Origin of the sequence: Saccharopolyspora spinosa NRRL 18395, assembly GCF_000194155.1 — a bacterium.
GTDB lineage: Bacteria > Actinomycetota > Actinomycetes > Mycobacteriales > Pseudonocardiaceae > Saccharopolyspora > Saccharopolyspora spinosa.
Genome location: NZ_GL877879.1, coordinates 1,103,315 through 1,129,248, shown reverse-complemented (window position 1 = coordinate 1,129,248; position 25,934 = coordinate 1,103,315). Strand labels below are relative to the sequence as shown.

Here is a 25,934-nt window from a genome sequence, read left to right as displayed (position 1 = left end):
AAAGACAGACATGAGGGGTACCGACGTGGAGAACTGGTGGATCTACCAGGGCGTGGGAGCGCCGCACGCCGGCATCCTCCGCCTGCCGGTTCCCCCGCCGTGGCGGGTGTTCGACGGTGGCCCCCCGGTCGCGCCGCGCGACGGCGTCGATTCCGGCGTGCCGCGCCGACTCGGAGACCACCGCCGCGCGGTGACGTACCGGCCGCGCACTCCGGAGCTGGAGCTGATCAACGCCGCCCTGTACCTACGACGGCCGTTGCTCGTGACGGGCAAGCCCGGTACCGGGAAGTCGACGCTCGCCTACGCCGTCGCCCACGAACTGGCGCTCGGCCCGGTGCTCCGGTGGCCCATCACCAGCCGATCGACCATCCAGCAGGGGCTGTACGACTACGACGCGATCGGCCGGTTGCGGGAAGCCAGCCTCAGCGCGCAGGCAGTCGGCTCCGATGAGATCGACATCGGCCACTACCTAACCCTCGGCCCGTTGGGCACGGCGCTCTTGCCGTACGAGCAGCCGCGCGTCCTGCTGATCGACGAGATCGACAAGAGCGACATCGACCTGCCCAACGACCTGCTCAACATCTTCGAGGAGGGCGAGTACACGATCCCCGAGCTGCGCCGGATGGCCGCGACCCAGCCGGATGTCGAGGTGCGAACCGCCGATGGCGGCCAGGTCGGCCTCCGGGGCGGCCAGGTCCGCTGTCGCGCCTTCCCGTTCATCGTGCTAACCAGCAACGGCGAGCGCGAGTTCCCGCCCGCGTTCCTGCGCCGCTGCCTGCAACTGGACCTGCACGAGCCGGACCCCGAGCAGCTCGCCAAGATCGTCGAGGCGCACCTGGGGCCGGACGCGCACGCGGCGAGCGAGGACCTGATCGAGCGCTTCGTGTCGCGCCGCAACAGCGGTGCCCTCGCCACCGACCAGCTGCTCAACGCCATCTACCTGACCTCGGCGGCTGCGGTCGAAAGCGGAATGGGGCGCGAACAGCTCGCGGACGTGATCTTGCGACACATCGAAAGCGACGCGGACGGGGCATGAACCTGGCTCGGTTCGTCAGCGCGCTGGCCGATGCCGGTGTCGCCGCAGAGCCTCGGGAGGTGGCCGAGGCCCTTTGGCTTGCCCAGCACCTCCCGCCGAGCGGCGAAACCGAGAGCACCGGGCAGGACTCGCCGCGGACCGACCGCGCCGGGGACGTCGCCCCGATTTCCGAGCTTCCTGACGAAGAGTTCGAACCGACGGCCGCACCCGCACCGAATCCTCGCCCGAGTCATCCGGCGCAGAACCAGCACCCGTTGCACTTGCCGCAGCAGAACGGATCCACCGGCACGGGCGCACAGTCGATCATGCTGCCGGCGACGGATGCGCTTCCCGGGAAGCTCACGCTCGGGCGCGCTCTGCGATTCCTGAAGCGGCAGGTGCCCGACACCCGCCGCCTCGTCCTCGACGAGGAGTTGACCGCGAGCCGCATCGCCGAGGACGGCACGTGGTTGCCGGAGCTGCGGCCGGTCACCGACCGATGGCTGGACGTGGCGCTGGTGGTCGATGCCGAACTGTCGATGCAGCCGTGGCAGCCGCTGGTCAAGGAGCTGCGCGCGGTGCTGCAGAACCTCGGGGCGTTCCGCGATGTGCGGACCTGGTCGCTGCACTCGGCGGCGTCGGGGCGACTGGGCCTGAGTTGTGGGACCACGCACTCGCGGCGACTACGTGCCCCGGCGGAGCTGATCGACCCGACCCGGCGCCGCCTCGTCCTGGTGGTCAGCGACTGCGTTGGTGCACCGTGGCACAACGGCGCCGCCAGCGATTTGCTGTTCCGCTGGGCCCAAACCATGCCCGTGGCGATCCTGCAACCGCTACCCCAGCGCATGTGGCAGCGCACCGGACTACGCCCCGTCGGCGGACGCCTGAGCTCCAGCCGGGCGGGGGCGGACAACGCGCACCTCCGGTTCATTCCGCACCAGCGCCGCCGCAAGCCGAATCCCAGCGGAACGCCGGTGCCGATCCTGCAGATCGAGCCCGAATGGCTCCGTCCCTGGGCGGGCCTGGTCGGTTCGGACACCGGCGGCTCGATGGACAGCGCCGTGACATTCACCGTCCCGGCCGCCGGGCCGACGCCGGCCGAACCGGCGCGGCTCGCGCCTCGCCGCCCGGTCGACCACGTCAAGGCGTTCCGCGGCGGCGCCACCGCCGACGCGTTCCGGCTCGCCAGCTACCTCACCGCGGTCCCGCTCAACCTTGCGATCATGCGGCTGGTGCAGCGGACCATGCTGCCGGCGTCCCGGCCGAGCCACCTGGCCGAGGTCCTGCTCAGCGGCATGCTCCGCACCGCTTCCGGCGGCGCGGACACCCGTTACGAGTTCGTCGAGGGCGTGCGCGAGGAGCTCGCAGGGCATCTGGCCCGCAGCGATGCTCGGCGGCTGCGCTCGGAACTGTCCCGCTTCTTCGCCGACCGACTCGGGCTGAGCGTCCGCGAGTTCCGCGCGGCGACCTCGGGTCCGGCCGAGACCGGGCAGGGCGGATCCATCGGCACTGGGCCGGCTTTCGGCTCCCTCCCGGCGGCGCTGCTGGCCCGCCTGGGTGGCCGCTTCCGGGAGTTGGTCGAACTGTTCGAAGTGGACGGTCCACAACTGTCGCTGCAGAACAACGCGCCCCTGCCGGAGCGCGCCGAAGAACTCGTCATGGCCGCGGACCAGCTCCTCGCGAGCGTCTGGGCCGAGCTTTACGGTCCGGACGATCAGCCCGCACCTAAGCATTTCTCGGGTGACGGCGAAGGAGAACCGCGCTCCGGCAATGAGCTGGCAGCCGTTGCGGAGGCGATCCGGCTCTACCGTCGAGCGCTGGCCGTGGGCGGCCAGCAGCCGCGCCCGCTGGCCGGGCTGGTCCGCACGCTGCGCATCCGTCATGCGCTAACCGATGCGCAGGCCGACCTGCAGGAAGCGCTCGCCATTGGTGCGGAAGCGCTCAGCATTGCGGCCGAATGGCGGGATCTCGCCTGCGAAGTGTCCCTGTGCGTGGACCTTGCCGAGCTGCGGCTCGCGCGATTTGATCGAAGGGGCAGCACGATCGACCTGAACGAAGGGGTGCGACTGCTGCTCCGCGCGTCCGACCTCACGGAGCCCGGAGACCCAGCGAGACAGGAACGTTACACCGCGTTAGCACGGGCCTTTCGACTGCGATTCGATCGAACCGGTACTCTGAGTGACCTCGACGAGGCGGTGAGTATGTACCAGCAGGCAGTGGCCTTCGCGAGTTCCGGCGAACAACCACGTTTGCTGACCGATCTTGCCGGAACCCTCCGGACGCGGTTCGATTTCCTCCGCTCACCCATCGACCTGGGCGAGGCGCTCGACGCGCAGCGAAAAGCTGTGGCGGCGGCGACCGATGACGCCGAACGGTGGCGCTTCCTCGTCGGCCTCGCCGATCTGCTGCGGACCCGCTTCGAGATGCGCGGCTCGCAGCACGACCTCGACGAGGCGCTGAACCTCTACCGCCAAGCGGTCTCGATCGCGCCCCCGGGTGCGGACCGGCTCCAGTCGTTGAGCGCTTTGTCGAGCGCTGCGGCAACCCGTTTCCTGCACACCGGCGACACCGCTGATCTGGACGAAGCGGTGGAGCTCAACGCCTACGCAGCCGAGACGAGCCGCGTCGGAGATCCCGCGCACGCCGGAAGCCTGTTCGCGATGTCCCGGCTGCTGCTCACCCGTTTCGGGCGCAGCGGCGACGCCGATGACGTGAACAGGGCGGTGCGCGCCAGCAGGCGGGCCCTCGAAACCACGCCGCCGTACCACCCCGATCACGCCGCCTACCTCGAACAGTTGGGCATCGCCACGCGGACCCGCTTCGACAACGAGGGCGACCCGCTCGATCTGGTCGAGGCGATCGACGCCTACCGGCGGGCCGCCGACGCCACTCCCGCCGACGAGCCGACCTGCCGCGCCAGGTATCTCACCGAACTCGGCGAGTCCTTGCGGTTGCGGTCAGAAGACTCGGCCGGCCACGTCGATCTCGGTGCCGCGATCGCGGCGCTGCGCGAGGCGACCGAACTCTCCCCGCGCGAGGACCCCGCATTCCTGCACCGCTTGCTGCTGCTGACCAGCCTTCGAATACTCGCCGGGCTGCCACTCGACGAGGCTCGCGACGAGACTCGAACGACCATCGATCTCCACGAGGGGCTTCTCGGGGAAGACCACCCCAGCACCCTCAAGGCGCGCGTCGATCTCGGCTCGACGCTGCTGCGCGCCGGACATCTCGTTCAGGCAGAACACGAACTGGCCGCCGCCCGAGCCGCGCTGACCCGAACCCTCGGTCCCGATGATCCCGCCGCGCTCGCCGCGCGCTTCCAGCACGCCTCGGCGCTGACCGGCCTGAATCGTCGGGCCGAAGCGAGAAAAGAGCTCACCGAAGTGCTGGAGTCCCAGATCAGGACGCTCGGGACGGACCATCCCGACACGATCGAGACCCGGGCAACGCTGGCGAATTGGCGATGAGCGCAGTACCGGAGAAGCAATCCGGCGCCGCCCCCAGCGCACCCGACGCCGTCGAAGCGAACACCTCGCAACAACCAGCGAATAGCCCGATGCCCGACCGGCTCGAGCCGCGGCCCCGCAGAGCGGCGCAACGGCTGCGGTCCGTCTGGAACCGCTCCTACCTGATCAAGTGGGTGCCGGTGAGCATCGTGATCGGCGCGGTTGCCGGACTCGGCTCGATCGCGCTGTACGGCCTGCTCCACCTCGTCACCGTTGGCGCACTCGGCCAACTCGCCCAGTTCCACCCCGCGACGGTGGCGGGCGACGGTGCCGTCCAGCACTACAGCGACATCGGCCGGCCGTGGCTCGTACCGTTGCTGGTGGCGGGTGGCGCACTGGTTAGCGCCCTGCTTATCCGCTGGTTGGCGCCGGAAGCGGGCGGCCACGGCACAGACGCGGCGATCCACGCGCTGCACCACGATCCCAAGGGCATGCGCGGCCGGGTCACCGTGGTGAAGATGGCGGCCTCGGCGCTCACCCTCGGCACGGGCGGCTCCGGCGGGACGGAGGGCCCGGCCGCGCAGATATCCGCGGCTTTCGGGTCCGTGGTGGCGCGCGCGTTCCGGTTCACCCCTGCCGAGGCGAGGATCGCCGTCGCGGCCGGGCTCGCCGCCGGCGTCGGGGCGATTTTCCGGGCGCCGCTGGGGGGCGCGCTGCTCGGTGTCGAGATGCTCTACCGCCGCGACATGGCCGCGGAAATGCTCCTTCCCTCGCTGATCGCGTCGATCGTGGCGTACCTGGAGTTCGGTGCGGTCTACGGTTTCGGGGCGATGTTCGGCGACCAACCGGGGAACCCGCCGGGCATCACCCAGTTCCCGCTGTTCCTCCTCCTCGGTGTCGCGGCCGGCGTGGCGGCCCGCTGCTACGTTTGGGCGTTCCACCGCACCAAGGCCTTCTTCGACCGGCGGCGGAAGATACCTACGGTGCTCAAACCGGTGATCGGCGGCGTGGCGGTCGGTGCGCTCGGGTTGCTGCTTCCCGAGATGCTCGGCACCAGTTACGGCCTGGTGCAGTTGGGGCTGGACAAGGAGTGGGTGCTCAGCACTTCCCTCTGGGTGCTGCTGGCACTGCCCGCCGCGAAGATCGTGGGCACGGCGCTAACCGTCGGATCCGGCGGCTCCGCCGGTGTTTTCGGTCCCGGCATGGTCCTCGGCGCGGCGATGGGCATCGCCTGCTGGCGGCTGTTGGTGCTGGCCGGGATTCCGGTGGACGATCCCGTTCCGTTCGTCATCGTCGGCATGGCCGCGTGCCTCGGTTCCGCCATCCACTCTCCGATAGCGCTGACGGTGATGGTCGCCGAAATCACCGGCACGGCCGATGCGCTGTTCCCCACGATGGTCGCCGTGACGGCGGCAACGCTCGTCATGGGGAACATAACGCTCTACCCAAGCCAGCCCCGCACCCGCGTGGATGCCCCCACCGGTTAGCGAGCCTCCCCAAGCCCGCTCCGGCATGCGGTTTTCCCTCCCAGCACGGCAAAATCAACCCGCTGGTGAAATGCGACATGTACGATGGGCACATGAACGGCGACGCACCGGAGTCGGAACCGGATTCGGGTCTCATCGACCTGACCGGGATGCCGCTCGACCGCCTCCGGTTGCTCGACGATTCGGTGCTGTCCCACGCCATCCGTCGGAAGTTGCGCGAGTTGGACGATGCCCCACAACTGCTCGCGGCGTTCGACAATTCGATTTCATCGAACTGAACCCCACCGCCAAAACCCGCCTGAAACCGGGCTGCCTGAAACCTGACTGACTGAAACCCGAGTGACTGAACCCGATTGACGAAACACAGTGGAGACGAAGCCATCGGAGGTGACATCTCCCGTGGACTTTGCCATAGCGCCAGGAACCGATGAATGGCCCGCTTCCCTTGATGTCGACGACCTGCTCGCACTGGGGTGGGAACCCGTACCGTTCCGGCAGTTCATCCTCAAGACGCACAGCCGCTGCAACTTGGCGTGCGACTACTGCTTCGTCTATCGGATGGCGGATCAGAACTGGCGGCACCGGCCCGCGCTGATGAGCGCTGAGACGGTGCGGCAAACGGCCCATCGCATTGCTGAACATGCCGAAGCGCACCGCCTTTCCGGACTGGAAGTCGTGTTGCACGGGGGCGAACCGCTCCTGGCCGGAGCGCGCCGGTTGGCGCACACCGTGATGGCGGTTCGGCAAGCCGTGGGCAGCGGGACCGAAGTCACCGCGAGCGTGCAGACCAACGGTTCCCGGCTGGACCGGGAAATGCTGAACACCTTCGCACTGCTCGGCATCCGGGTGGGTGTGAGTCTCGACGGCGGGCGGGCCGCGACTGACCGGCATCGGCGATACCCCAATGGCCGCAGCAGTTACGCCGATGTGCGGCACGGGCTGCGACTGCTGGAGCAGTCGCCCTATCGAGAGCTGTTCTCCGGTCTACTGTGCACGGTGGATCTGGCCAACGATCCCATCGACGTATACGAGTCGCTGCTGGAGTTCGCGCCACCGCTGATCGATTTCCTGCTGCCCCACGGCAACTGGACGACTCGACCGTCGGGCCGTCCGGCCGACCCGACGGTCACCCCTTACGCCGACTGGCTGATCGCCGTGTTCGACCGCTGGTACTCCGCGCCTGTCCGGCAGACCGGGATTCGGCTGTTCGACGAGATCCTGAACCTCCTTCTGGGGGGCGGGAGCCGGGTCGAATCGGTCGGGCTGTCGCCGGCCAGCCTCATCGTCGTGGAGACCGACGGAAGCCTCGAGCAGGTCGACTCCTTGAAGTCGGCATATTCCGGCGCGCCGGATACCAGGCTCACCGTCTTCGAGAACTCCTTCGACGAAGCGCTCCACCATCCGGCGATCGCCGCCAGGCAGCTCGGCCGCGCCGCGTTGAGCGACGCGTGCCAGCAGTGCGCGTTCCGCGACGTGTGCGGGGGCGGTCTGTACCCGCACCGCTACCACGCGGGCAGCGGTTTCCGGAACCAGACGGTGTACTGCCCCGACCTGTACCGGCTGATCGGCCACATCCGCGAGCGGGTGACCGCAGACCTGCGAAAGCTCACCCGGCAGGAGGCGTGCACGTGATCGCCCGGCACCGGGTTGCCGTTGGCGCGCTGGAAAGTCTCGGAGCCGGACAAGGGGATGATTCGGCGATCGCATTGCTGCGGGCCAGCCAGCTGAGCGAGCACCTCCTGCTGATCCGCATGGTCATGGATGCGGTGCCCGCCGTGGACCGAGAGGCGGCTGGGCTCGATGTGGCGTACCGGCTGCTGGAATGCACGCAGGCGCGCGATTCCCGGCTCACCGCGCAGTTGCTCCTGCACCCGCAGGTCGGTTCCTGGGCAACGCATTGCCTGCGGATGCTGCGTAAGGGTGCGAACGGGGCGACCCTGCATGCGGACCTGGGCTATCTCAACGCGCTGGCGGCAGTGGCCGCCGCCAAAGTGGGCCTGGAGTTCACCCTCCCGGTTCCGGTTCGCGACGGTGCTGTCCTGCTCCCGACCCTGGGAACCGCATGGCTCGGTCCAGACGTGGAGCGCGCAACCGTGCGGGCGGACGGCGACGGCTTGGCGGTGGTCGCGGCCGAGGTGACCGTCAGCGTGCCCGCCGCCCCGGAGCAGGACGAGACCCGGTGGCACGGCATCCGTCGCCTACGTGCGGCAGCGGGTGGCGTGCGCACCGAGGTGCTCCTCGACGACGTTGACCCCTTCCGGACCTACCACGGACTTCCGCTCTCGCGCAGGTTGTCCGCCGACACAGTCGCAGACTGGCAGCGAACGTTCGACGAGGCGTGGCGGCTGCTCGTCCGCCACCACCCCGATCACGCAGCAGCGATGGCCGGCACGCTTCGCTCGCTCGTCCCGCTCGACGGGCATGGGCGTCAGCGCAGTGCGACATGCCCCGAATCCTTCGGTGCCATCGCACTCTCGCTCCCACCGGATGCTTCGGTGTGCGCGGCAGCGCTGATCCACGAGTTCCAGCACACCAAGCTGGGGGCGCTGCTGGACCTGCTGCCGTTGTGTGATGCACCGCCCGGCACGGTTTTCTACGCGCCGTGGCGGGAGGACCCGCGTCCGCCGACGGCTCTGCTGCACGGGATTTACGCTCACCTGGGCGTGACCACGTTCTGGCGGGAGCAGCGTCACGTGGCGGATTCCGCCGTGGAGCCGCGCGCGCAGTTCGAGTTCGCTTTCTGGCGGGAGCAGACCGGCTTCGCGCTTCGCCTGCTGCGCGGTAGCGGCGTGCTCACCGGCCACGGCGAGCGCTTCGCGGCGGCGATGACCGCCGCCCTGAATAACTCGCGCGGCGAAACGGTTCCCGAGGAGCCGGCGGCCGCCGCCCGCGAAGCCGCCCTCAGCCACCGGATCCGCTGGCGCCTGAACCACTTGCGCCCCGATCCGGCCGACCTGAATCGGAAGGCCGAAGCGTGGCACGGCGGCCGACCGTGCCCGCCCGACCTCACCACGGCCGGTACCCGAATCGAAGCCGCTGGGCGGAAATTGGCGCGGGACGGCTCAGGCGGCCCGTACGAGCGGCTCGGTCCCTCGGCGCCCGCGTGGGACCGGACCGATGGCTCTCGCACGGCCTTGGCCGCGTACCGCCGGGAGTTGGCGTCGGATCCGCGAAATGTCGCGGCGTGGACCGGGCTGGCGCTCACGGTTCGGCGCTTCGGGAACCACCGCTCGGCGTCCGCGGCACTCATGGGCGCGCCGGAAGTCGTCGCAGCGCTTTATCAACGGACGCTCGGCGGGCATCCGGCCGCGGACCCGATCGATCTGGCAACATGGCTCGCCCCGGCAGTCAGCGACGACATCACGGGCTTCACCGGGATGACGAGTCCGGACTCTCCGCACGGGCGTCCGCGATCGGAGCATGGGGGTGCTGGTGGCTGTGACGGACGAACAGGCGCACGACGGTGACCGAGGAGCGGGAACTCCAATGACCTCCGATGATCCGGTGAACGGCCCGGACCAAGCGACCGGGCACACCGACCCCGCCGGCGCGGACGTGCCGGGGCCCGTCCGCATCAGCTACGTCGGCACTGATCGGATGTGGGCCGAGTGGGTGGGCCAGCAACTCGGCCACGCCGGGCTGACCACGACGCTCGAACTCTGGGATCCCCGGCCCGGGCAGGATCTCGCCGAATCGCTTCGCGCCGAGCTGGTGCGAGCCGACCGCACTGTCGCGTTGTTCAGCGACGGCTATTTCCAGGCAGGCGCCCGAGGCCCGTCGGACTGGTCGGCTGCCTTCGCATCCGTCGGCGACAAGCTCAACCGGTTGGTTCCGGTGGTGGTCGGGCCCTGCAACGTGCCCGCGCTGCCGGTACCGCTGGCCTTCGTGGAACTCCCGGACGTCACCGAAGAGTCGGCGCGACGGCTGCTGCTCGACCGGGTCGCCGGAGCCGCCGCGCGGGACGGCCGAGTCGGCCGGGCCGGCGAATTCCGCCAGCCGGTGCGGTTTCCGGGCAACTCCCCGGCGGTGTGGGGCGGCGTGCCGCTGCGGAACATCAACTTCACCGGGCGGGACCGCGCGTTGCTGGTGCTCCGGGAGCGGATGACCACCTCCGTCGCGGCGGTGGTGCCCAGCGCGGTGCAGGGCATGGGCGGCGTGGGCAAGACCCAACTGGCCATCGAATACGCCCACCGGTTCGCGTCCGACTACGACCTCGTCTGGTATATCCGGGCGGAGCAGCCCACCGTCGCGCGCGACGACCTGGCCCGGCTGGCCCAGAAGCTCGATCTGCCGGCCAGCGACGATCTGGGCGAAACGGTGCAGCGGGTGCTCGACGCGCTGCGCCAGGGCATCCCGTATCGGCGCTGGCTGCTCATTTTCGACAACGCCGCCAGGCCCGCCGACCTGCATCCCCTGCTGCCCACTGGTCAGGGGCACGTGCTGGTGACGTCGCGGAACATCGACTGGCGGTCCAGCGCCGAAGTCCTCGAAGTCGACGTTTACCGGCGAGCCGAGAGCGTGCGGTTCATGCGACGCCGCGCACCCCACCTGTCGGAGGCGGAAGCCAACCTCGTCGCCGAGCGGCTCGGCGACCTGCCGCTCGCCCTCGAAGCCGCGGGGGCGTGGCTGGAGGTCACCGGCATGCCTGTCGAGGAGTACCTCCGGCTGGCGGAGACCAACCTGCCGAAGTTGCTCGACCAGGTCCCGGTGATCCTCTACCAGCGCGAAGTGGTCATGGCGTGGGCCGTTCCGATGAACCGCCTCCGCAACGAGCGACCGGCCGCCGCGCAACTGCTGCGGTTGTGCGCGTTCCTCGGCTCCGAGCCGATTCCGGTCAGCCTGTTCATCGGCGGACAGGGCGCGGACGAATCTCCGGTGCAGCTGCCCGCCCCGCTGCACGCACAACTTCGCGATCCCGTGCAACGCGGGCAGATTCTCCACGAGATCGGTAGGTACGCGCTGGCCAAGGTCGGTCACGAGACCGCGTCGGCCAGGGCCCAGACGATCCAATTGCACCGGGTCATCCAGGGCGTGGTACGCGATCTGCTGCCCCGCGAACAGAGCGAGGAGTTGAAAGGCACCGCACGACGGCTGCTCGCGGCGGCGGACCCCGGCTACCCGGACGACAGGGCCACCTGGGACCGGTACGCCGCGCTCGTCCCGCACCTGGAGCCGTCGGGCGCGGTGCACGACAGCGAAGATCCGGCGGTGCGGCAGCTCATCATCAATCTCGTCCGCTACCTGCACCGGCGGGGCGAGTTCGCGGCGAGCCGTGACCTCGGCAGGCAAGCTGCGAAGAGCTGGCGCCTGGTCCTCGGCGAGTACGCGGACGAACTCAACACGCTGAACGTGCACTTGGCCAACTCGCTGCGCAGCAACGGAGAACGCGACGCGGCCCGCGAGATCGACGAGCAGGTCCTTGACTACGCGTACACGCAGCTCGGCCCCAATCACCGGACCACGGTGTGGGCGGCCAACGGCCTGGCCGCCGACATGCGCCAACTCGGCGACTGGCGTGGCGCGTGCGAGCTGGACCGCGACACCTTGCAGCGATGCCGTCGGGCGTTCGGCATCGACGACAAGGACACCATGCGCGCTGCGCACAACTACGCCGTCGCGCTGCGGATGATGGGCGAGTTCCACGAAGCGTTGGAGCTCGATCAGGACACCGCGCAACGCCGTCGGCGTCAGCAGGGCGACACCCGCCAGCCCACAATGCTCTCGGTCAACAACGTCGCTCGTGATATGCGCGAATGCGGCCGGTACGCCGAAGCCGCCGAAATGCAGGAGGTCACCTTCGCCGAGTACCGGAAGTTGTACGGCGACACCCATCCCGACACGTTGCGAGCCATGAAGAACTTCGCGGTGTCCGTGCGGAAGGCAGGTGACTACGCGCGTTCCACCGCCCTGGCCAGGGAATCCCTGGAACTGCACCGGCAACGCTTCGGCGAGGACCATCCGGAAACCCTGGCCGCGACCACCAACCTGGCCAACGACCTGCGTCTGCACGGCGACGAGGTGGAGGCGAAGGCGCGTGCCCAACACGCCCACACCCGCTTCCGGCAGACCCTCGGCAGCCGGCACCCGTACACGCTGATCGGTGCGAACAACCTGGCGATCACGCTCCGGCTGACCGGCGACCGGCACGCGCGCGATTTGGACGAACTGACCTGGTCGGCGTTCCGGGAAGTGCTCGGCGAGGACCATCCCTACACGCTGGCGTGCGCCACGAACCTCGGCAGCAACCTTTATGCGGCGGACGACCCGGGCGCGTCGCGGCAGCTCGACCAGGAAGTCCTCGACCGGTCCCGGCGGGTCCGCGGCCCGGACCATCCGTACACGCTTGCGTGCGCCACCAACCTGGCGATGGACCTGCGCGCCATCGGCGAGCGCGCCGCGGCGCATTCGCTGGAACTGGACACATTGGACCGCTACACCCGAGTGCTCGGCCCGAACCACCCCGAAACCACCGCAGCAACGGCCAGGAACCGGCAGGACTGCGACATCGAACCACCCCCGATGTGACCATGTTCCTCCTGATGCTCGCTGTGCCCCGGAGACCTTTCGGGGCGCTAATTGCGCAGCGCTGCCCTTGCCGATAACCCATCCGCCCTGGTACGAGACGGTGTCCGCCAAGCCGAAGCGCCTGACGCGCCGGGCTGAGGTCCGGCGGGATGGGCACTGTGAGTGATGACATCGGATGCTATGAGTCCACTGAGGAACGTCAAGCAGGCGGGACCGCGGGTGTCGGCGGAGCAGGCCGCTGTGGCGGCGATGGTCGCCCTGTGGGGTTCCAGAAATCGGCTCCTCATGCCTGATCTGCGACGTTAAGCTATGCGCTCATACTCGTTGATCAAGCCGCCAAGCACCGGTCGACGTTTGATCCGCTCACTACCGAGGTCTGCAACGGGGTAATCCGGCCGTGGTGGCCGAAGCTCGTGGGCACGGTGCGGTCGGCGGCCGTTGTAGTGTCGGATGTACTCCGTAAGCGCCGCGCGTAGGTGCCGTTCGCCGAAGATCAACAGGCGGTCGGTGAGTTCGGGTCGGACGGTGCGCACGAACCGTTCAGGAAAACAGTTCGTCCGCGGGCAGCGCGGGGGAGTCTTGACTACGCGGATGCTTGCATCGGCGAGGACCGCTTCGAACGACGTGGTGAACTGGCCGGCCCGATCTCGCAGGAGGGACCGGAATTCGGTGATGCCATCGCCGAGGTCCATCAGCAGGTTGCGGGCCTGCTGAGTGGTCCACGCCCCGTCCGGGTTCGTGGTCGTGCCTATCAGGTGCACGCGCCAGCTGCCGACTTCCAGTACGAAGAACGCGTAGACCCGTTTGAGGGTGACCGTGCAGTCCACGTGGAAGAAGTCGCATGCTCCTGCGACTATCGCTGCGCTCGCCGGGCAGGGCGTGATCGAAAACCGTGTCCCTGCGTCTGGTTTATCTGATCTTCACACGGCGTGTGGGCTGTCGGCGAACGCCGCAACGTAAGCGTCGCCCTCGGCTTTCAGGGCCTCTACCAGCATCCGGCGAGCGCCTTCCCGGACAATCTCATCGATCAACGACGGAACAGACGAACCGGTCGCCCGACGGTCGTCGCCGGATGCCGGCTCGGGCACTACGGTAAGCATGGGCGTGCTTTCCCCGCCAGCGTTGCAGCGCCGGCCTGTTTGAGACCTCTACTTGATCACCGGGAAGGTACGCCCCTCGCCGGTCAACCCGCAGGTCTAAGCATTGCTCCGCTGCGAGGTGGCTTCCTTCACCCCGTATGGCATTTCTTCAAGTAGCTCAGGAACGACGCCTGCAGACCGGTGAGGTGCGTCTCCTGCAACAACTTGCTCGACACATCCTGCGACCGTCCTTTGTCGTGCAACTGCTCCAGGAGCGCGAGAACGTTGCGTGATGCTTCGCGGTAGAGCGGAATGGCTCCCACCAGTTCGGCTTCGTTCAGCGTGACGTGCAGCTGTGCGGCGGTCCTGCCTTCGCTGCGCGCTGGGACGGAGCCCACCAGGTTGAAGACTTGGCTGCCCGCACCCGTGACACCGGGACTACCCGCGCCGAAGGACGCGAACGGAGCCGCTTCACGCAGCCACGCGTAGAGGGCGAAAAGACCTCCATAGGAGTAGCCGAAGAGGCCGTGCCCGGACTCGCTGACACGAAGCCGCGCCTGCAAGCGAGGGTGGAGTTCATCGGTCAGAAAGCCGAGGAAAACGTCCGCATGGGTGTCCGCCAGCTCCAAGAGGTAGGCGTCCAAATACTCCTGAGTCATCGCACCCGCGTCGCGAGCCGCCGCGAGGGTGGCCACCACCTCGTCGCTGACGGGTTCCCCCGGCGGGACGAGATCGCGGTTGCGTAGCCGTGCCCAGTCCGCGGCCTCCTCACCGGCGTAACCGACGCTGACTTGGATGTACGGAGCGATCCTCAGGTACGGATCGGCCGGGGTGACGATGAGGGGTGCGGTGAGGCCGACGGCCCAGTTGCCGTCCATCACGTAGATCAGCGGTAGCGAGTCCGCTGAATCCGCATAGCCGGGGGGTGTGCTCACCCAGACGCCGTAGCGGTGTCCCGACTGCGCCGTGACCTCGAGGTACTCTGTGTCCGCAAAGCAGCCGTGCAGCATTCCGCTCATCGGGCCTTCCCTTTCACGATCCGGCCGTCCTTCACGACGAGAACGGCCATGTCCGGGTCGGCGAAAACCGCTGCGTCGTGGAGCGGGTTTCGTTGCCAGGCGACCATGTCGGCCCGCATCCCGACGCGGATCACCCCGACGGTCTCACTCAGACCGAGGATGTCAGCGTTGACGCTGGTGGCTGACACGAGCGCTTGCATGGGTGACTCCAGCTCGGCGCGCAGGCGCAGTTCTTCGCCCCGGCGCTGCTGGTGCGGCCCGATGAGGTCCGAGCCCAGGCCGATTCTCAGACCCGCTGCGCGAGCGTTCTCGAGCGCTGAGGCCATGCGCTGGCGGGTTCCGGTGACGCGGTCCCGCGTCGAAGAGTCCAGGTCCATGTTCCCGGTGTCCATGAGCTGCTCGATCACGGCGAAGGTGGGAACCAGCGCCACGTCGTGCTCCCGCATCGATCGGGCCGTCGACTCGTCGATATCGGTGCCGTGCTCCACACAGCGGACGCCGGCCCGTACTGCGTTGCGAATGCCCGCGTTGTTGTGCGCGTGGACCGTGACGTAGGTGTCACGCGCTGCCGCTTCTTCCACCGCCACGGCTATCTCTTCGACCGTGAACTGCGTGTCGGCGAGGCGGTCGTGCCCCCCGACGACACCTCCTGTGACGCACAGCTTCAGGAACGTCGCGCCACGGCTGAACGACTCGCGTACGTTGCGCCGTAGCTCATCGGCATTGCCAGCCATCAACGACAAGGCACAGAGTCCGGGGATGTGGTGCCTGTCCCACAGCTCGGTCGGTTCCCACGGGGCCCCGTAGTAGCCGTGCCCGCCGGTCTGGCACTGCACCGGACCGCACGACAGGACACGCGGACCCCGCACCTTGCCGCTCGCGATGACGTCGACGACTCCGCCATCGATGCCGCCGGTATCGCGCACCGTGGTGAAGCCCGCGTCGAGGGCGTGGCCCGCGGTAGCGAAGATGTCGGCAGCGAGTTCGGCAGCCGAGAGCCGGAACCCGAACTGGGCCCGGATCGGACTTGAGAGGCCCAGGTGGACGTGGGCGTCGATGAGGCCCGGGGTCAGGAGCATGCCGCCGAGGTCGACTGCCGTCGTGCCCGCCGGTGCCTGCCCGATCGCGGTGATGGTGCCGTCCGTCACGCGCACATCGACCGCGGCCGGGCCGGTGCCGGAGCCGTCCGCGACCACGCCGCCAGCGAACCACACGTCGCTCAAAGCACCTCCCGAGCACTCCGGTCCATGTCCTCAACACTGGTGAATTTGGTGCGCTGTAAGCTACTCACCAGTGGTGAACTCGTCAAGGGAGGCAGCGTGCGGTCGCCAGTCGGACAGGGGCGCGAGCGCCTGTTACAGGCTTTGTTCGACGAGTTCGGCGAGGGCGGTCCCGGGCCCCACCTGTCGATGCGTCAAGTGGCGGAGCGGCTCGGTGTGCACCACACGCTGCTGACCTACCACTTCGGCTCACGACCGGGTCTGCTGGGTGCCGTGCTTTCGGAAGCACGCCGCCGCGACAACCGCGTCATCTCCGCGACCGGCAACGAACTCGGTTTCGCAACCCTGTGCAGGGCCATCTGGGACTTCTACGCGAACCCCGTGCACGAAGACCGGACCCGTGCCTTTTTCCGCCTGGCCGGGCTCGCGGTCTACGAACCCGACGCATTTCGGGAGTTCGTCGCCGACATCGACGACCTGGCACACCTCCTCGAAGCAGCAGCTCTTCGCGACGGGTCCACGGCCACGGACGCGAAGCAGCGAAGCGTCCTCGCCATCGGCTGTTTGCGAGGACTGCTGCTGCAGCGGTTGCTGACCCCGACCGCCGATGTCGACGCTGCGGCCGAGCAGTTCATCACCTCACTGTCGGCACCCCCAGCGTAGAGCTGTTCCCCTCACACCCTCCGAGCTCAACGACGCGATCCAGCCCAACGGAAGTGGCCGCCTGCCCGGCGGCGGCCGCGGGAAGGCAGCCGACCCGCGTGGTCCGGGCTGTGGTGGTTGGGTAGTTGATCATGTCTTGTGGTGCAGGTGATCACAGCGTCGGGGGCGGAGTGGATCGCGCCGTTGACCGGGTTGGAGCCGGGCCAGTTCCGCAAGCTAGTCCGGGTGGTGGCTCAGCGGTGGCGAGGAGATCGCGGACGGACGTCCGGGTCGGAAGTGGGCGTTACCGCTGGCTGACCGGGTGCTGCTGGTCGCGACGTATTGGCGGACGAACCTGACGATGCGGCAGATTGGGCCGCTGTTCGGGGTATCGCACTCGGCGGCGAACCGGGTGATCGACACAGTCGGACCGCTGCTGACGCTAGTGCGCAAACGCCGGACCAATGCGGTGGCGATCGTGGACGGCACCCTGGTTCCGGCTCGGGACCACCGGTTGGCCGCGCCGTCGAAGAACTACCGGTACTCCACCTGCGTCCCGACGGCGACGCCCTTCGCCGCGGCGTCCGCCTTGGTCCGGTGCAACGTCGTCGGCTCTCCGGCGTGGAAGCCACACGCGACGTTCGCGCTGGTCACCAGGCCGAGCATGGTCACGTCGTCGCCGAGGGACCAGCGTCCGAACGACTCGCCGAGATCAGAGTTGAGGTCCAGGGTGAGAGTCACTCAAGCAAGCCAAGGATCGTTCAACAATTTAGCAATAGGGCCTTCCGGTATCATTTTCTCGTGATTCGACCAGCCTCGGCCGCTGCGCGTCCGGAGATCGGGGCGGGTGTCGAGCAGGAGGCCATGAAGGCGCTTGCTGCCCGGCTCGCCCCGAAGTTCGTCCAGTCCACGGCCGAGCGCGTCGCGAACGCCGTGCGCAGTGAGGTGGCTGATGGCCGGCTCACCCCCGGAATGCGGCTTCGCGAGCCGGTCCTCGTCGATGCGCTGCGCGTGTCGCGCAATACGCTCCGCGAAGCGCTTTCCCAGCTCATCACGGAGCGGCTGTTGATCCGGGAGCCGAACCGTGGTGTCTCGGTGCGGGTGCCCGACACCGAGGACGTCCGCGATCTCTACCGGGCTCGGCTGGTGATCGAACCCGCGTCGCTGCTCGCCGGCGGGCAAGCGATCGACCGAACCGGCGGCGATCCGACGCTGCGCGAGACTCTGGTGCACCCGCTCCGGGAAGCGGTCACCGAGGGGAAGAACGCCGTCGCCCGAGGCGACTGGCCCGGATTGTCCGACGCCAATCAGCATTTCCATGGGGCCATCGCGGCGATGGCCGGCAGTGCCCGGATCAACGAGTACATGAGCTTGCTGCTCGCCGAGATGCGCTTGGTCTTTCACCACGTGGGTTCGCTGCGCGAGTTCCATGAGCCGTACGTGGAACAGAACGCCGCGATCGTGCGGCTGGCCGAAGCGGGCGAGTTCAGGCCGGCGGCCGAGCAGCTCACGTCGTACCTGGAAAAGACCATGCAACATGTCCTGGACGCCTACTCGAGGCTCTAGCGACTGTTGTGAAGTGGCCGGTGTGGCGGAGCGGGTAGTGGAACTTGAGCCGGTCCCTCGCACTGCCCCTAAATAGTCGCAATACCGCTTACTTGGCTTGCGTTTTAAGGTGGGCGTGCCGAACAGGTCACCCCGGGTTTCGGTGACCTGTTTTGTTGTGCTGTCTAGGGTTTTGCGGTTTTCTTGGCTGGTTTCTGGGTCTTCTTGATCGCTTGGTGGCGGGGGCCGGGCCGGTTCGGCTGCCTTGGGGGCGTCCTGGGCCTGGCTTGCTGGGTTTGGTGGCCTGGTGATCATGGGCGATGAGCCAGGTCCAGCGGTCGGCCTGCTCGGGCAGCCGGACTCCCGGGGCGGTCCAACCCAGGGTGTTCTTGGCAAACCGCAGGGTGTGCTCGATGTCGGAAACGCGGTATTGCCCCTAGTCGGACGCACCCCGGTCACGGTCGCTCGACTCGTTTCCCATGCCTTGACGGATCGTTCAACGATCCTCTAATCTCTGGTTGCCCGCAGGATTGTTGAACGATCTAAGTGGGTCGGGGTGGCAGGACCCGGTGCCACGCCGATCTCGTGCTGCTGTCCGGCAGTGCATCCTCGTCATTCATGAATGGTTGGAGCACATGCGAAAAACCGATTCGCGAACGTCTGCCGCACCACGCCGGCGCCAGGATTTCCAGAACCTGCTGACGGGGCCTACCTTCACCGCGGTCGGTGTCTATGACGCCATCTCGGCGCGCGCCGCCGAGTCAGCCGAGTTCAGCAGCCTCCTGGTCACGGGGTACGGCGTGGCGGCGACCTACGGCTACCCCGACATCGGGCTGCTCTCGCAGCGGGAGGTATTCGACGCGACCGAGCGTATCGTTTCCAGCACGTCGCTCCCGGTCATTGCCGACGCCGACACCGGATACGGCGGGGTGCTCAACGTGATGCGGACCGTCGAGGTTTTCGAGCAGATGGGCGCCGCGGCGATTCAAATCGAGGACCAGACATTCCCCAAGCGGTGCGGATCGATGTCGGGCAAATCCATCATCGACGTGGACGAGATGCGCCAGAAGGTCAACGCCGCGGTCACTGCACGGACCGACGCGAGCATGCCGATCATCGTGCGGACCGACGCGCTGCTTGTGTCGGGCCTGGAGGACGCGATCGCCCGAGCTGTCGCCTACGAGCAGGAGGGCGCCGACGTCATCCTGCTGCACGGAACGCGCAGTTTCGACGAGATCGCCGAATGCGCCGGACACATCAGCGTTCCGCTCGCGGTGATCTCCTCGGAGAGCAAGAAATCGATCATGGCCCGCAGGAGCGAGTACGAACGGGCCGGTGCGCGGCTCGTCGAGTTCCCGCTGAGCCTGCTGTTCGCGCAGGCCACGATGCAACAGCACTACGCGAAGCGGCTGGTGGAGGAGACCACGAACCGCGCGGTCGCCGACGACGTCATGCCGTTCGACACGTTCACTGACTTCATGGCCATGAATCAGTGGCGCGATCTCGAAGCGAAGTGGGTGTCTGCAACCGAATGACTCTCGGCAACTTCGGCGGAGACCACGAAAGGACATCATGACTACGGCGCGAGCGTCGATTTCCCGCGCAGAAGGCCCTGCGGTATGGACAGGTGCCGAACTGCAGAATTCGGACGATTGGATCTATCACCTCAGCGCGTCCCAGATCGCTGAGCTGGACGAGGCCCTAAAGCATGCAAAGGGGCTCGGCCTGCCGCTGAAAGACGTCACCCTGGACGACTTTCCCCTTCGTGCGTTCGGCAATGATCTGGCCCGGCTGAGCGACGAAATCGAGTCCGGGCGTGGTTTCGTCTTGATTCGCGGGCTGCCGGTCGACGAGTACTCGGCGGAGGACGCCGGTCTCATCTACTGGGGTATCGGACGCCACCTGGGCGTGCCGGTGCCGCAGAACGCGACCGGTGACCTGCTCGGACACGTCCGGGACCTCGGCGGGCGTGAAGGCCGCATGATCGGTAAGAACGCCTCCCGCGGCTACAACTCCAACGCCGGGCTCGCCTACCATTGCGACGGATCGGACGTGGTCGGTCTGCTGTGCCTCAAGACCGCCCGGGTCGGCGGGGCCAGCACGGTGGTGAGTACGGGCGCGATCCACAACAAGATTCTCGACGTGCGCCCGGACCTGCTTGAGGTGCTGTACGACGACTTCCCGCAGGACTTCCACGGCGAGCAGCCCGAAGGCTACCCGAAGTACAACTGGTCGCCCGTCTTCGCGAACCACCTGGGCCAGCTGAGTTCCCGCTACGTGCCGAGCCACATTCGAGGTGCGTTCAAGAACTACGAGGAGCTGGGCGGGCTCAGCGGCGAGAAGCTTGAGGCGCTGGATCTCATGGACCGGTACGCGAACGAACTCGCGCTGTCGATGGACTTCGAGCGCGGCGACATCCAATTGCTCAACAACCACACCACATTGCACTCCCGCACCCGCTTCGAGGATTTCGACGAACCCGAGAAGAAGCGGCACCTGCTGCGGCTGTGGATCACCCTGTACCGCGGCCGGCCCCTCCCGGCCGGATTCGGTCGCAACCCGGGCTACGTCGACACGACGGGCGCCCGCGGCGGACTGCCGCTGTCCGCCTGACACCCCGGCGGCCCCGCGAGATCACCCGCCGCCGGCCGCCGGCGATGCCGGCCGGACATTTCTTGCTCTACATTCCCGAACCGATCACATTGAAGGCGAGGACCTCGCGTGGCTAGCCAACCTGTATCGGATGTGAAAACACCAGTCCCACAAGCCCGGGCCGCGGGGAGGCGCGGCGTCGTCGGCGGGGCGATCGGAACGTTCGTCGAGTTCTACGACTACGGCATCTACGGGTACATGACGGGCAGCATCACCCGCCTGTTCTTCCCGTCCGGGAACTACACGACGACGCTCTTGCTCACCTACGCCGGGTTCGCGGTCACGTTCCTGATCCGGCCGCTCGGCGGTGTCGTCTGCGGCTACCTGGGCGACCGGATCGGGCGGCGGCGGATGCTCACCGTGACGGTCTTCATCATCTCGGCGGCCACGGCGGGCATCGGCCTGCTGGGTACCTACGCCGCGATCGGTATCGCCGCACCACTTCTCCTTTTCTCGTTGCGGTTGATCCAGGGATTCTCGGCCGGCGGGGAGGTGTCCGGGGCCAACCTGTTCATCGGTGAGCACGCACCCCCGCGCAAGCGTGCTTTCTACATGTCCTGGATGGGCGCGTCCGCCTCGCTGGCGCTGCTGTGCGGGACCCTGCTCGCGAACGCGATCGTCCACTGGGCCGGGCAGGATGCCATGAACTCGTGGGCGTGGCGAATCCCGTTCCTGGTGGCCGCGCCGCTGGGCGTGCTCGGCTGGTTCCTGCGCAAGCGCCTCGACGAGAGCCCGGTCTTCAAGGCCGTGGTCAAGCAGGAGCAGGTCTCCGGAAACCCGCTGAAGATGATCTTCCGGCGGGAGCACCGGCGCGCACTCTGGCTGGCCTTCCTGCTGCCTTTGCTGAACAGTGCGGGCTACTACGTCATCTTCATCTACTTGCCGGGCTATCTGGTCGACGGCCTCGGCTACTCCCAGTCCGCGTCGTTGACGCTGGCGAGTGTCGTGCTGGCGGTGTCCGTGGGGACCATCCCGCTTGCCGGAATTCTGGCCGACCGGTTCGGGCGAAAGCGACTGCTGGCGGGTTCGGCGGTGCTCATTCTCGTTGCCGCGTACCCGTGCTTCATGCTGCTGGCGCACGGCTCGTTCGCGGCCGGGGTCTTGGGCGGGGCCGTGCTCGCAACGTTGTTCTCCGGGCACCAGGGCGTGGTGCACGCGGCGCTGATCGAGCTGTTCTCGAGTTCAGCGGGCACGGCGTCGCCTACAACATCCAGACCGCGATTTTCGGTGGTGGCGCCCCGCTTTTGTGCACAGCTCTCATCCAGGCGACCGGAAACCATGCCGTGCCGGCGTTCTACGTCATGATCACGGCCGTCGGCACCTTGGCCGCTGTCTGGCGGATCAGGGAGACACGCGGCGTCAGCCTGAGCGACATCTAGGAAGGGCCGTATGCAAGACGTGGTCAGGGTCTCGGCCGTTCAGTTCTCCTCCAGCTGGCTGGAACCGGACAAGAACGCCAAGCGGATGGCGCAGTTCGTCGCGGACGAGGCCGCGACATTCGACGCGGACCTGGTTGTTTTTCCGGAGTTGGCGTCCACCGGTTACATCGAGCCATACACCGACGAAAGCTTCGCTGCCCAGCTCTACGGCGTTGCGGAGACGACCGACGGACCCACTGTAGAAACACTTTCCCGTGTCGCACGGGACCGGAGCTGCCACATCATCGCTGGCTTGTGTCTCAAGCACCCCGTGATCCCGTATCTGCTGTACAACGCGTCGGTGCTGATCGATGCCGGGGGTGAGGTGGTGGGCGTGCACAACAAGGTCCACGGTGCGTTCGACGAGAAGAACTATTTCGTTCGCGGAAACTCGATAGACGTCTACGAGACCAAGCTTGGCAGGATCGGCATGAACATCTGTTATGACGTCCGGTTCCCCGAGGTCGCACGGGTCCAGGCGCTGAAGGGTGCGGAACTGATTGTTTCGTGCTGGTCCAGCTTTCGCCAGCCGGACAAGCAGCCGGCCAACAACATCGAGATGCGGACCGCCGTCCGCGCCATGGAAAACCAGTTGTACTTCGTCTCTTGCAACCGCAGCGGACAGGAAGGACGGAGGCTCTACTACGGGGGGAGCGCGATCGCGGGCCCGGGCGGAGACATTCTCGCGAGGTGTACCGGCGAAGGCGAGGAAGTCGTCCGGGCCGAATTGAACAACAAGGAGCTCCTCGCCCAGCGCGCGTATCTGCCCGTTCTCCGGGATCGGAGACCTGAACTCTATAGTGCCGTGGTCGAGCCGATGTAAACCCGGCGTCGTCGTAGAATGGGCAATCTATTGCGAAGATCCGTAACCATATCGCTGCATTTGAACGCGTGGGTGAACCGTCCCGGCGGAGCAGACTGCGCGGTCGGCCCAGTCCAGGCGCGGCTTGGGGATCGTTCTGCGGAGCACGGCGACCTCGTGGCGAAGGACCAGCAATTCCACGTCCTTGGCCGCGTCGGCAATAACGCCCCTGGCGACGGCGGTCGGGCACCGGTCCATGCGAACGGCTGCGTTCACCAGCGGTAAGACCGGGGCGTGCAAAATGCCGCGAGCAGGCATTGCTCGTTGTGCATCACTCTCTATGCATTCTCCGTCAACTGCGACGAAGGCGTGCGGCGGAGATGCTTGTTTCCGGTGTGTTATTACGGACGCGCCGCACGCAGCGAGCAGCACCGGGGGTCGAGTCCGGCCACAGCGGCGCGAGTAGCGGGCATTCCCGCAGGGCCGTGCCTGGATTCGTGCCAAGGCCCAGTGGACGGACGCGCGACCGCTGTCCTGGAACGACGTCCGGGCGCATGCTCACCCAACGACCGGTGGCGGTCGTAACCCAGGACGTTCATCGTTGTGCCTGTCGCACGATCGCTTCGGCGCGGAGCAGGACCGGGCGATCGATCATCTGCCCGTCGAGCGACGCGACCGCACCATCGGCTCCGGCGGCCAAGACTCGCTGTGCCCAGCGGAGTTCGTCGTCGGACGGGGTGAACGCAGTGTTCGCCTGCTCGACTTGGCGCGGGTGGACGCAGAGTTTGCCGGTGAAACCCAGCGTCGCGGCGTGGTCGAGATCGGCTTGCAGCGCAGCTTCGTCGTCGAGCGCGGTGGTGACGCCGTCGATGGGGGCGCCACAGCCGGCGGCGGCCGTGGCAAGCACCAGAGCGGAGCGTGCGTGCCGTAGTGCCTCGTGCGAGCGATGATCGATGCCGAGCTGCGCGGCCAGGTCGACGCTACCGAAAGCCGGCCGCACGACCGCGGCCGCGCTGCACACCGCGACCGCGCGGGTGACGCCGGCCGCGGTTTCGATGAGCGGGATGATGCCGGCGCGGGGGGCCCGGGCGGCGACCGCACCGATCTGGTCGGCGCATTCGGCTTTCGGCACCATGAGGGCGGTGGCGAGGCCGGACACGGCGGTCAGGTCCTGATCGTGCCACGGGGTGCCCGCGGGGTTGATCCGCACGACTGCGCGGTTGCCCGCGGCGAGCCAGGTACGCGCGTGCTCGCGTGCCGTGTCTTTCTGGTCGGGCGCGACCGCGTCTTCCAGATCCAGCACCACGAGGTCGGCCCCGCTGCCGGCGGCCTTGTCGAACCGATCGGGGCGGTGGCCGGGCACGAACAGAAGTGTCCGCGCGGCGGCGATGATGTCGTTCACCGGCCGATCCTCCGCAGGGTTCTGGTGGCGGGTCGCCGGTCGTGCACCGCAGGGTCGCCAGCCTCGGGTCCAGGCCAGGCGCGCACCACCATGCCCTGGTGGTCGAACAGCGGGGACACCACCCGGTCCTCGAATTCGAGGTTGCCGTCGTAGCCGGGCCGTCGTGGCGCCTCGGCCATCGCCTGTGCCTGCAGCGGTCCGTGGGTGACCACACCGGGGTAGCCTTTGAGGTCCCGGGCGTAGTCAAGGTCGTGGTGGATGCGGTGTGCGTTGTAGGTCAGCGCGGAGAACCGGAACAGCAGCGTTGGTGAGACGTCAATGCTCCATTCCCCGTCCTCTGCCGGCACGGTCGGCGTGTCCTCGGCCGACGGGGCACCGCCGGAGAGGGCTTCCCGGTAGACCACGTGCTGCTCCTCCTCGACCACCACCTGGCCGTCCTGGGTGATCTGATCGTTCCGCGCGGACACACGCCGTTCGCGGGCCGTCACGAGTGGACGGTATCTTCTTTTTCGCGTGCCTTCGTACGGACTGCGTCCATTGTGGCCTGTTCCGAGACCAGGCGGCGGTACGACATGACCGTCGTGCCCGTGTCCAGGCCCGCCACGCAGATGAGTTTGCCTTGCCGTCCGTACGCGACGAGCAGCTTTTCGCCGTTTCGCGAGAGGATTTCGGTCTCGTCATACCCGGTCGTGGAACCGACGCTCTGCAGGCGCATCCCGTACTGGTCCGACCAGAAGTAGGGGGCGCTGGCGAAGCCCTCCGGGTCGTGCTTGCCGAGCAGCCGCCGGGCGGCGTACGTGCCTTGCTCGATCGCGTTGGTCCAGTGTTCGACGCGGACATGCCGCTGATACAACGGGTTGTACCAGTGTGCCACGTCTCCGGCCGCGACGACATCGGTTGTTCCCCGTACCGCGCACGTCCGGTCGCACGGCACACCGCGGGCCGTGTCGAGGCCGGACGAGGCCAGCCAGCCTACGGCCGGGACCGAACCGATGGACACCAGCACGATGTCCGCCGGTAGGTGTGTCCCGTCGGCCAGGGACACCGATTCCACCGTCCCGGCGCCGTGGATACCGGACACCATCCGTCCACAAAGGATTTTCACGCCGCGGTCGCGATGGAGAGCAGCCAGGTGCTCGCCGAAATCCGCGCCGAGCGCGTGGCCGAGCGGCACCTCGGCGGCCTCGACCACGGTCACGTGCAGGCCGAGCTTGCGGGCCACGGCCGCTACCTCAAGCCCGATGAAGCCACCGCCGATGAGCACGAGCCGCTGGGCGCCCGCGAGCGCCTGATGCATCCGCATCCCATCGTCGAGGCTGCGCAGCGAAAAGACGTTGCCGAGTTGCTGGAATGGCGACGGGCGGGCAACGGAGCCGGTCGCGACCACGAGGCCGTCATAGGGCAGCGTGACCGCATCGGCGACGACCGTGCGAGCGCCGAGATCCACGTGCCGCAAGGATGCGGTGACGAGCTCCAGGCCGAGGTCATCCGGCCAGGGGGTCCGGATGGTGGTCTCGTCGATGCGGCCCTCCAGGATGCCCTTCGACACTTCGGGCCGCCGGTACGGGGAGGCCGGTTCGGAGTCGACGAGCTGGATCCGCCCGTCGAAGCCGGCCTGGCGCAAGGCACGAGCAGCGCTGAGCCCGGCCGTGGCGGCGCCCGCGATCACAACACGTCGCATG

The 25,934-nt window shown here is 67.7% G+C and carries 20 protein-coding genes and 2 pseudogenes; 14 read left to right on the top strand and 8 right to left on the bottom strand.

What is annotated here, in order from left to right; translation table 11 throughout:
• Positions 1-10: 10 nt before the first annotated feature.
• The 7 genes from SSPN_RS0124245 (at position 11) to fxsT (ending at position 12,473) form a co-directional block, all read left to right on the top strand.
• Positions 11-1,036 carry an AAA family ATPase gene (locus SSPN_RS0124245; RefSeq protein WP_202798906.1) on the top strand — a complete coding sequence of 342 codons (1,026 nt, stop codon included), beginning with the start codon at positions 11-13 and terminating at the stop codon, positions 1,034-1,036.
• On the top strand, positions 1,033-4,482 hold the full coding sequence (locus SSPN_RS0124240; RefSeq protein WP_010310059.1) for a tetratricopeptide repeat protein: 3,450 nt from the start codon (positions 1,033-1,035) through the stop codon (positions 4,480-4,482). The genes SSPN_RS0124245 and SSPN_RS0124240 overlap by 4 nt, the downstream gene beginning before the upstream one ends.
• On the top strand, positions 4,479-5,948 hold the full coding sequence (locus tag SSPN_RS45490; RefSeq protein WP_083822087.1) for a chloride channel protein: 1,470 nt from the start codon (positions 4,479-4,481) through the stop codon (positions 5,946-5,948). Before SSPN_RS0124240 ends, SSPN_RS45490 begins: the two co-directional genes overlap by 4 nt.
• A gap of 92 nt (positions 5,949-6,040) precedes the next feature.
• A complete protein-coding gene (fxsA, locus tag SSPN_RS0124230; protein ID WP_029535680.1) occupies positions 6,041-6,226 on the top strand; it encodes an FxSxx-COOH cyclophane-containing RiPP peptide in 186 nt (61 codons plus the stop codon).
• 121 nt (positions 6,227-6,347) lie between these two features.
• Positions 6,348-7,580, top strand: a complete 1,233-nt coding sequence (locus SSPN_RS0124225; protein WP_010310053.1) for an FxsB family cyclophane-forming radical SAM/SPASM peptide maturase — start codon at positions 6,348-6,350, stop codon at positions 7,578-7,580.
• Positions 7,577-9,415, top strand: coding sequence for an HEXXH motif domain-containing protein (locus SSPN_RS0124220; protein ID WP_158309634.1), 1,839 nt, complete (start codon positions 7,577-7,579; stop codon positions 9,413-9,415). The genes SSPN_RS0124225 and SSPN_RS0124220 overlap by 4 nt, the downstream gene beginning before the upstream one ends.
• A gap of 19 nt (positions 9,416-9,434) precedes the next feature.
• Positions 9,435-12,473, top strand: a complete 3,039-nt coding sequence (gene fxsT, locus SSPN_RS0124215; protein ID WP_010310048.1) for an FxSxx-COOH system tetratricopeptide repeat protein — start codon at positions 9,435-9,437, stop codon at positions 12,471-12,473.
• A 302-nt stretch (positions 12,474-12,775) separates the two neighbouring features.
• Here the strand turns inward: fxsT and SSPN_RS0124210 are convergent, their stop codons facing one another.
• The 4 genes and pseudogenes from SSPN_RS0124210 to SSPN_RS0124195 all read right to left on the bottom strand — a co-directional run bounded on the left by SSPN_RS0124210 (position 12,776) and on the right by SSPN_RS0124195 (position 15,785).
• On the bottom strand, positions 12,776-13,300 hold the full coding sequence (locus tag SSPN_RS0124210) for an integrase core domain-containing protein (protein ID WP_010310046.1): 525 nt from the start codon (positions 13,298-13,300) through the stop codon (positions 12,776-12,778).
• A 111-nt stretch (positions 13,301-13,411) separates the two neighbouring features.
• Positions 13,412-13,561: pseudogene (locus tag SSPN_RS51830) on the bottom strand (IS256 family transposase); the annotation flags it as partial.
• A 140-nt stretch (positions 13,562-13,701) separates the two neighbouring features.
• Positions 13,702-14,571, bottom strand: a complete 870-nt coding sequence (locus tag SSPN_RS0124200) for an alpha/beta hydrolase (protein WP_029535678.1) — start codon at positions 14,569-14,571, stop codon at positions 13,702-13,704.
• Positions 14,568-15,785 (bottom strand): metal-dependent hydrolase family protein, encoded by a 1,218-nt coding sequence (locus SSPN_RS0124195; protein ID WP_237710818.1) that lies wholly within the window; start codon positions 15,783-15,785, stop codon positions 14,568-14,570. The genes SSPN_RS0124200 and SSPN_RS0124195 overlap by 4 nt, the downstream gene beginning before the upstream one ends.
• A 105-nt stretch (positions 15,786-15,890) precedes the next feature.
• Between SSPN_RS0124195 and SSPN_RS0124190 the strand changes: the two genes are divergently transcribed.
• Entirely contained in the window at positions 15,891-16,454 is a 564-nt protein-coding gene (locus tag SSPN_RS0124190) for a TetR/AcrR family transcriptional regulator (RefSeq protein ID WP_029535677.1), read from the top strand.
• Positions 16,455-16,595: 141 nt separating this feature from the next.
• Positions 16,596-16,983, top strand: a pseudogene (locus SSPN_RS51825) (transposase family protein); the annotation flags it as partial.
• Here SSPN_RS51825 and SSPN_RS0124180 read toward each other — a convergent pair.
• On the bottom strand, positions 16,968-17,174 hold the full coding sequence (locus SSPN_RS0124180) for a LamB/YcsF family protein (protein WP_010310032.1): 207 nt from the start codon (positions 17,172-17,174) through the stop codon (positions 16,968-16,970). The pseudogene SSPN_RS51825 and the gene SSPN_RS0124180 sit on opposite strands and share 16 nt — an antisense overlap.
• 123 nt (positions 17,175-17,297) lie before the next feature.
• Between SSPN_RS0124180 and SSPN_RS0124175 the strand changes: the two genes are divergently transcribed.
• The 5 genes from SSPN_RS0124175 to SSPN_RS0124150 all read left to right on the top strand — a co-directional run bounded on the left by SSPN_RS0124175 (position 17,298) and on the right by SSPN_RS0124150 (position 22,871).
• Positions 17,298-17,999 (top strand): GntR family transcriptional regulator, encoded by a 702-nt coding sequence (locus SSPN_RS0124175; RefSeq protein WP_010310029.1) that lies wholly within the window; start codon positions 17,298-17,300, stop codon positions 17,997-17,999.
• 614 nt (positions 18,000-18,613) lie between these two features.
• Positions 18,614-19,513 carry an isocitrate lyase/PEP mutase family protein gene (locus SSPN_RS0124170; RefSeq protein ID WP_010310026.1) on the top strand — a complete coding sequence of 300 codons (900 nt, stop codon included), beginning with the start codon at positions 18,614-18,616 and terminating at the stop codon, positions 19,511-19,513.
• Between the two features lie 37 nt (positions 19,514-19,550).
• Entirely contained in the window at positions 19,551-20,591 is a 1,041-nt protein-coding gene (locus tag SSPN_RS0124165; RefSeq protein WP_010310023.1) for a TauD/TfdA family dioxygenase, read from the top strand.
• Positions 20,592-20,699: 108 nt separating this feature from the next.
• Positions 20,700-21,935, top strand: a complete 1,236-nt coding sequence (locus SSPN_RS0124160) for an MFS transporter (protein WP_148272030.1) — start codon at positions 20,700-20,702, stop codon at positions 21,933-21,935.
• An 84-nt stretch (positions 21,936-22,019) separates the two neighbouring features.
• The gene (locus SSPN_RS0124150) at positions 22,020-22,871 is read left to right on the top strand and encodes a carbon-nitrogen hydrolase family protein (protein ID WP_010310014.1); all 852 of its coding nucleotides are present in this window, start codon (positions 22,020-22,022) and stop codon (positions 22,869-22,871) included.
• A gap of 574 nt (positions 22,872-23,445) precedes the next feature.
• On the opposite strand, the gene SSPN_RS0124140 is transcribed toward SSPN_RS0124150, so the two are convergent.
• Genes SSPN_RS0124140 through SSPN_RS45470 form a run of 3 tightly spaced genes read right to left on the bottom strand, consistent with a single transcriptional unit; the run spans position 23,446 to position 25,933 of the window.
• Positions 23,446-24,252, bottom strand: a complete 807-nt coding sequence (locus SSPN_RS0124140; RefSeq protein ID WP_010310009.1) for an HpcH/HpaI aldolase/citrate lyase family protein — start codon at positions 24,250-24,252, stop codon at positions 23,446-23,448.
• The gene (locus tag SSPN_RS45475) at positions 24,249-24,719 is read right to left on the bottom strand and encodes an HTD2 family dehydratase (RefSeq protein WP_143539699.1); all 471 of its coding nucleotides are present in this window, start codon (positions 24,717-24,719) and stop codon (positions 24,249-24,251) included. The genes SSPN_RS0124140 and SSPN_RS45475 overlap by 4 nt, the downstream gene beginning before the upstream one ends.
• Before the next feature lie 17 nt (positions 24,720-24,736).
• Positions 24,737-25,933 carry an NAD(P)/FAD-dependent oxidoreductase gene (locus tag SSPN_RS45470; RefSeq protein ID WP_044574872.1) on the bottom strand — a complete coding sequence of 399 codons (1,197 nt, stop codon included), beginning with the start codon at positions 25,931-25,933 and terminating at the stop codon, positions 24,737-24,739.
• Between the last annotated feature and the right edge of the window lies 1 nt (position 25,934).

Bases quoted from the DNA above. Each gene is read 5' to 3' on its own strand.
- SSPN_RS0124245 (WP_202798906.1), top strand. From the start codon at position 11: ATGAGGGGTACCGACGTGGAGAACTGGTGGATCTACCAGGGCGTGGGA.
- SSPN_RS0124240 (WP_010310059.1), top strand. From the start codon at position 1,033: ATGAACCTGGCTCGGTTCGTCAGCGCGCTGGCCGATGCCGGTGTCGCC.
- SSPN_RS45490 (WP_083822087.1), top strand. From the start codon at position 4,479: ATGAGCGCAGTACCGGAGAAGCAATCCGGCGCCGCCCCCAGCGCACCC.
- fxsA (WP_029535680.1), top strand. From the start codon at position 6,041: ATGAACGGCGACGCACCGGAGTCGGAACCGGATTCGGGTCTCATCGAC.
- fxsT (WP_010310048.1), top strand. From the start codon at position 9,435: ATGACCTCCGATGATCCGGTGAACGGCCCGGACCAAGCGACCGGGCAC.
- SSPN_RS0124200 (WP_029535678.1), bottom strand. From the start codon at position 14,571: ATGAGCGGAATGCTGCACGGCTGCTTTGCGGACACAGAGTACCTCGAG.
- SSPN_RS0124175 (WP_010310029.1), top strand. From the start codon at position 17,298: ATGAAGGCGCTTGCTGCCCGGCTCGCCCCGAAGTTCGTCCAGTCCACG.
- SSPN_RS0124170 (WP_010310026.1), top strand. From the start codon at position 18,614: ATGCGAAAAACCGATTCGCGAACGTCTGCCGCACCACGCCGGCGCCAG.
- SSPN_RS0124165 (WP_010310023.1), top strand. From the start codon at position 19,551: ATGACTACGGCGCGAGCGTCGATTTCCCGCGCAGAAGGCCCTGCGGTA.
- SSPN_RS0124150 (WP_010310014.1), top strand. From the start codon at position 22,020: ATGCAAGACGTGGTCAGGGTCTCGGCCGTTCAGTTCTCCTCCAGCTGG.
- SSPN_RS45470 (WP_044574872.1), bottom strand. From the start codon at position 25,933: ATGCGACGTGTTGTGATCGCGGGCGCCGCCACGGCCGGGCTCAGCGCT.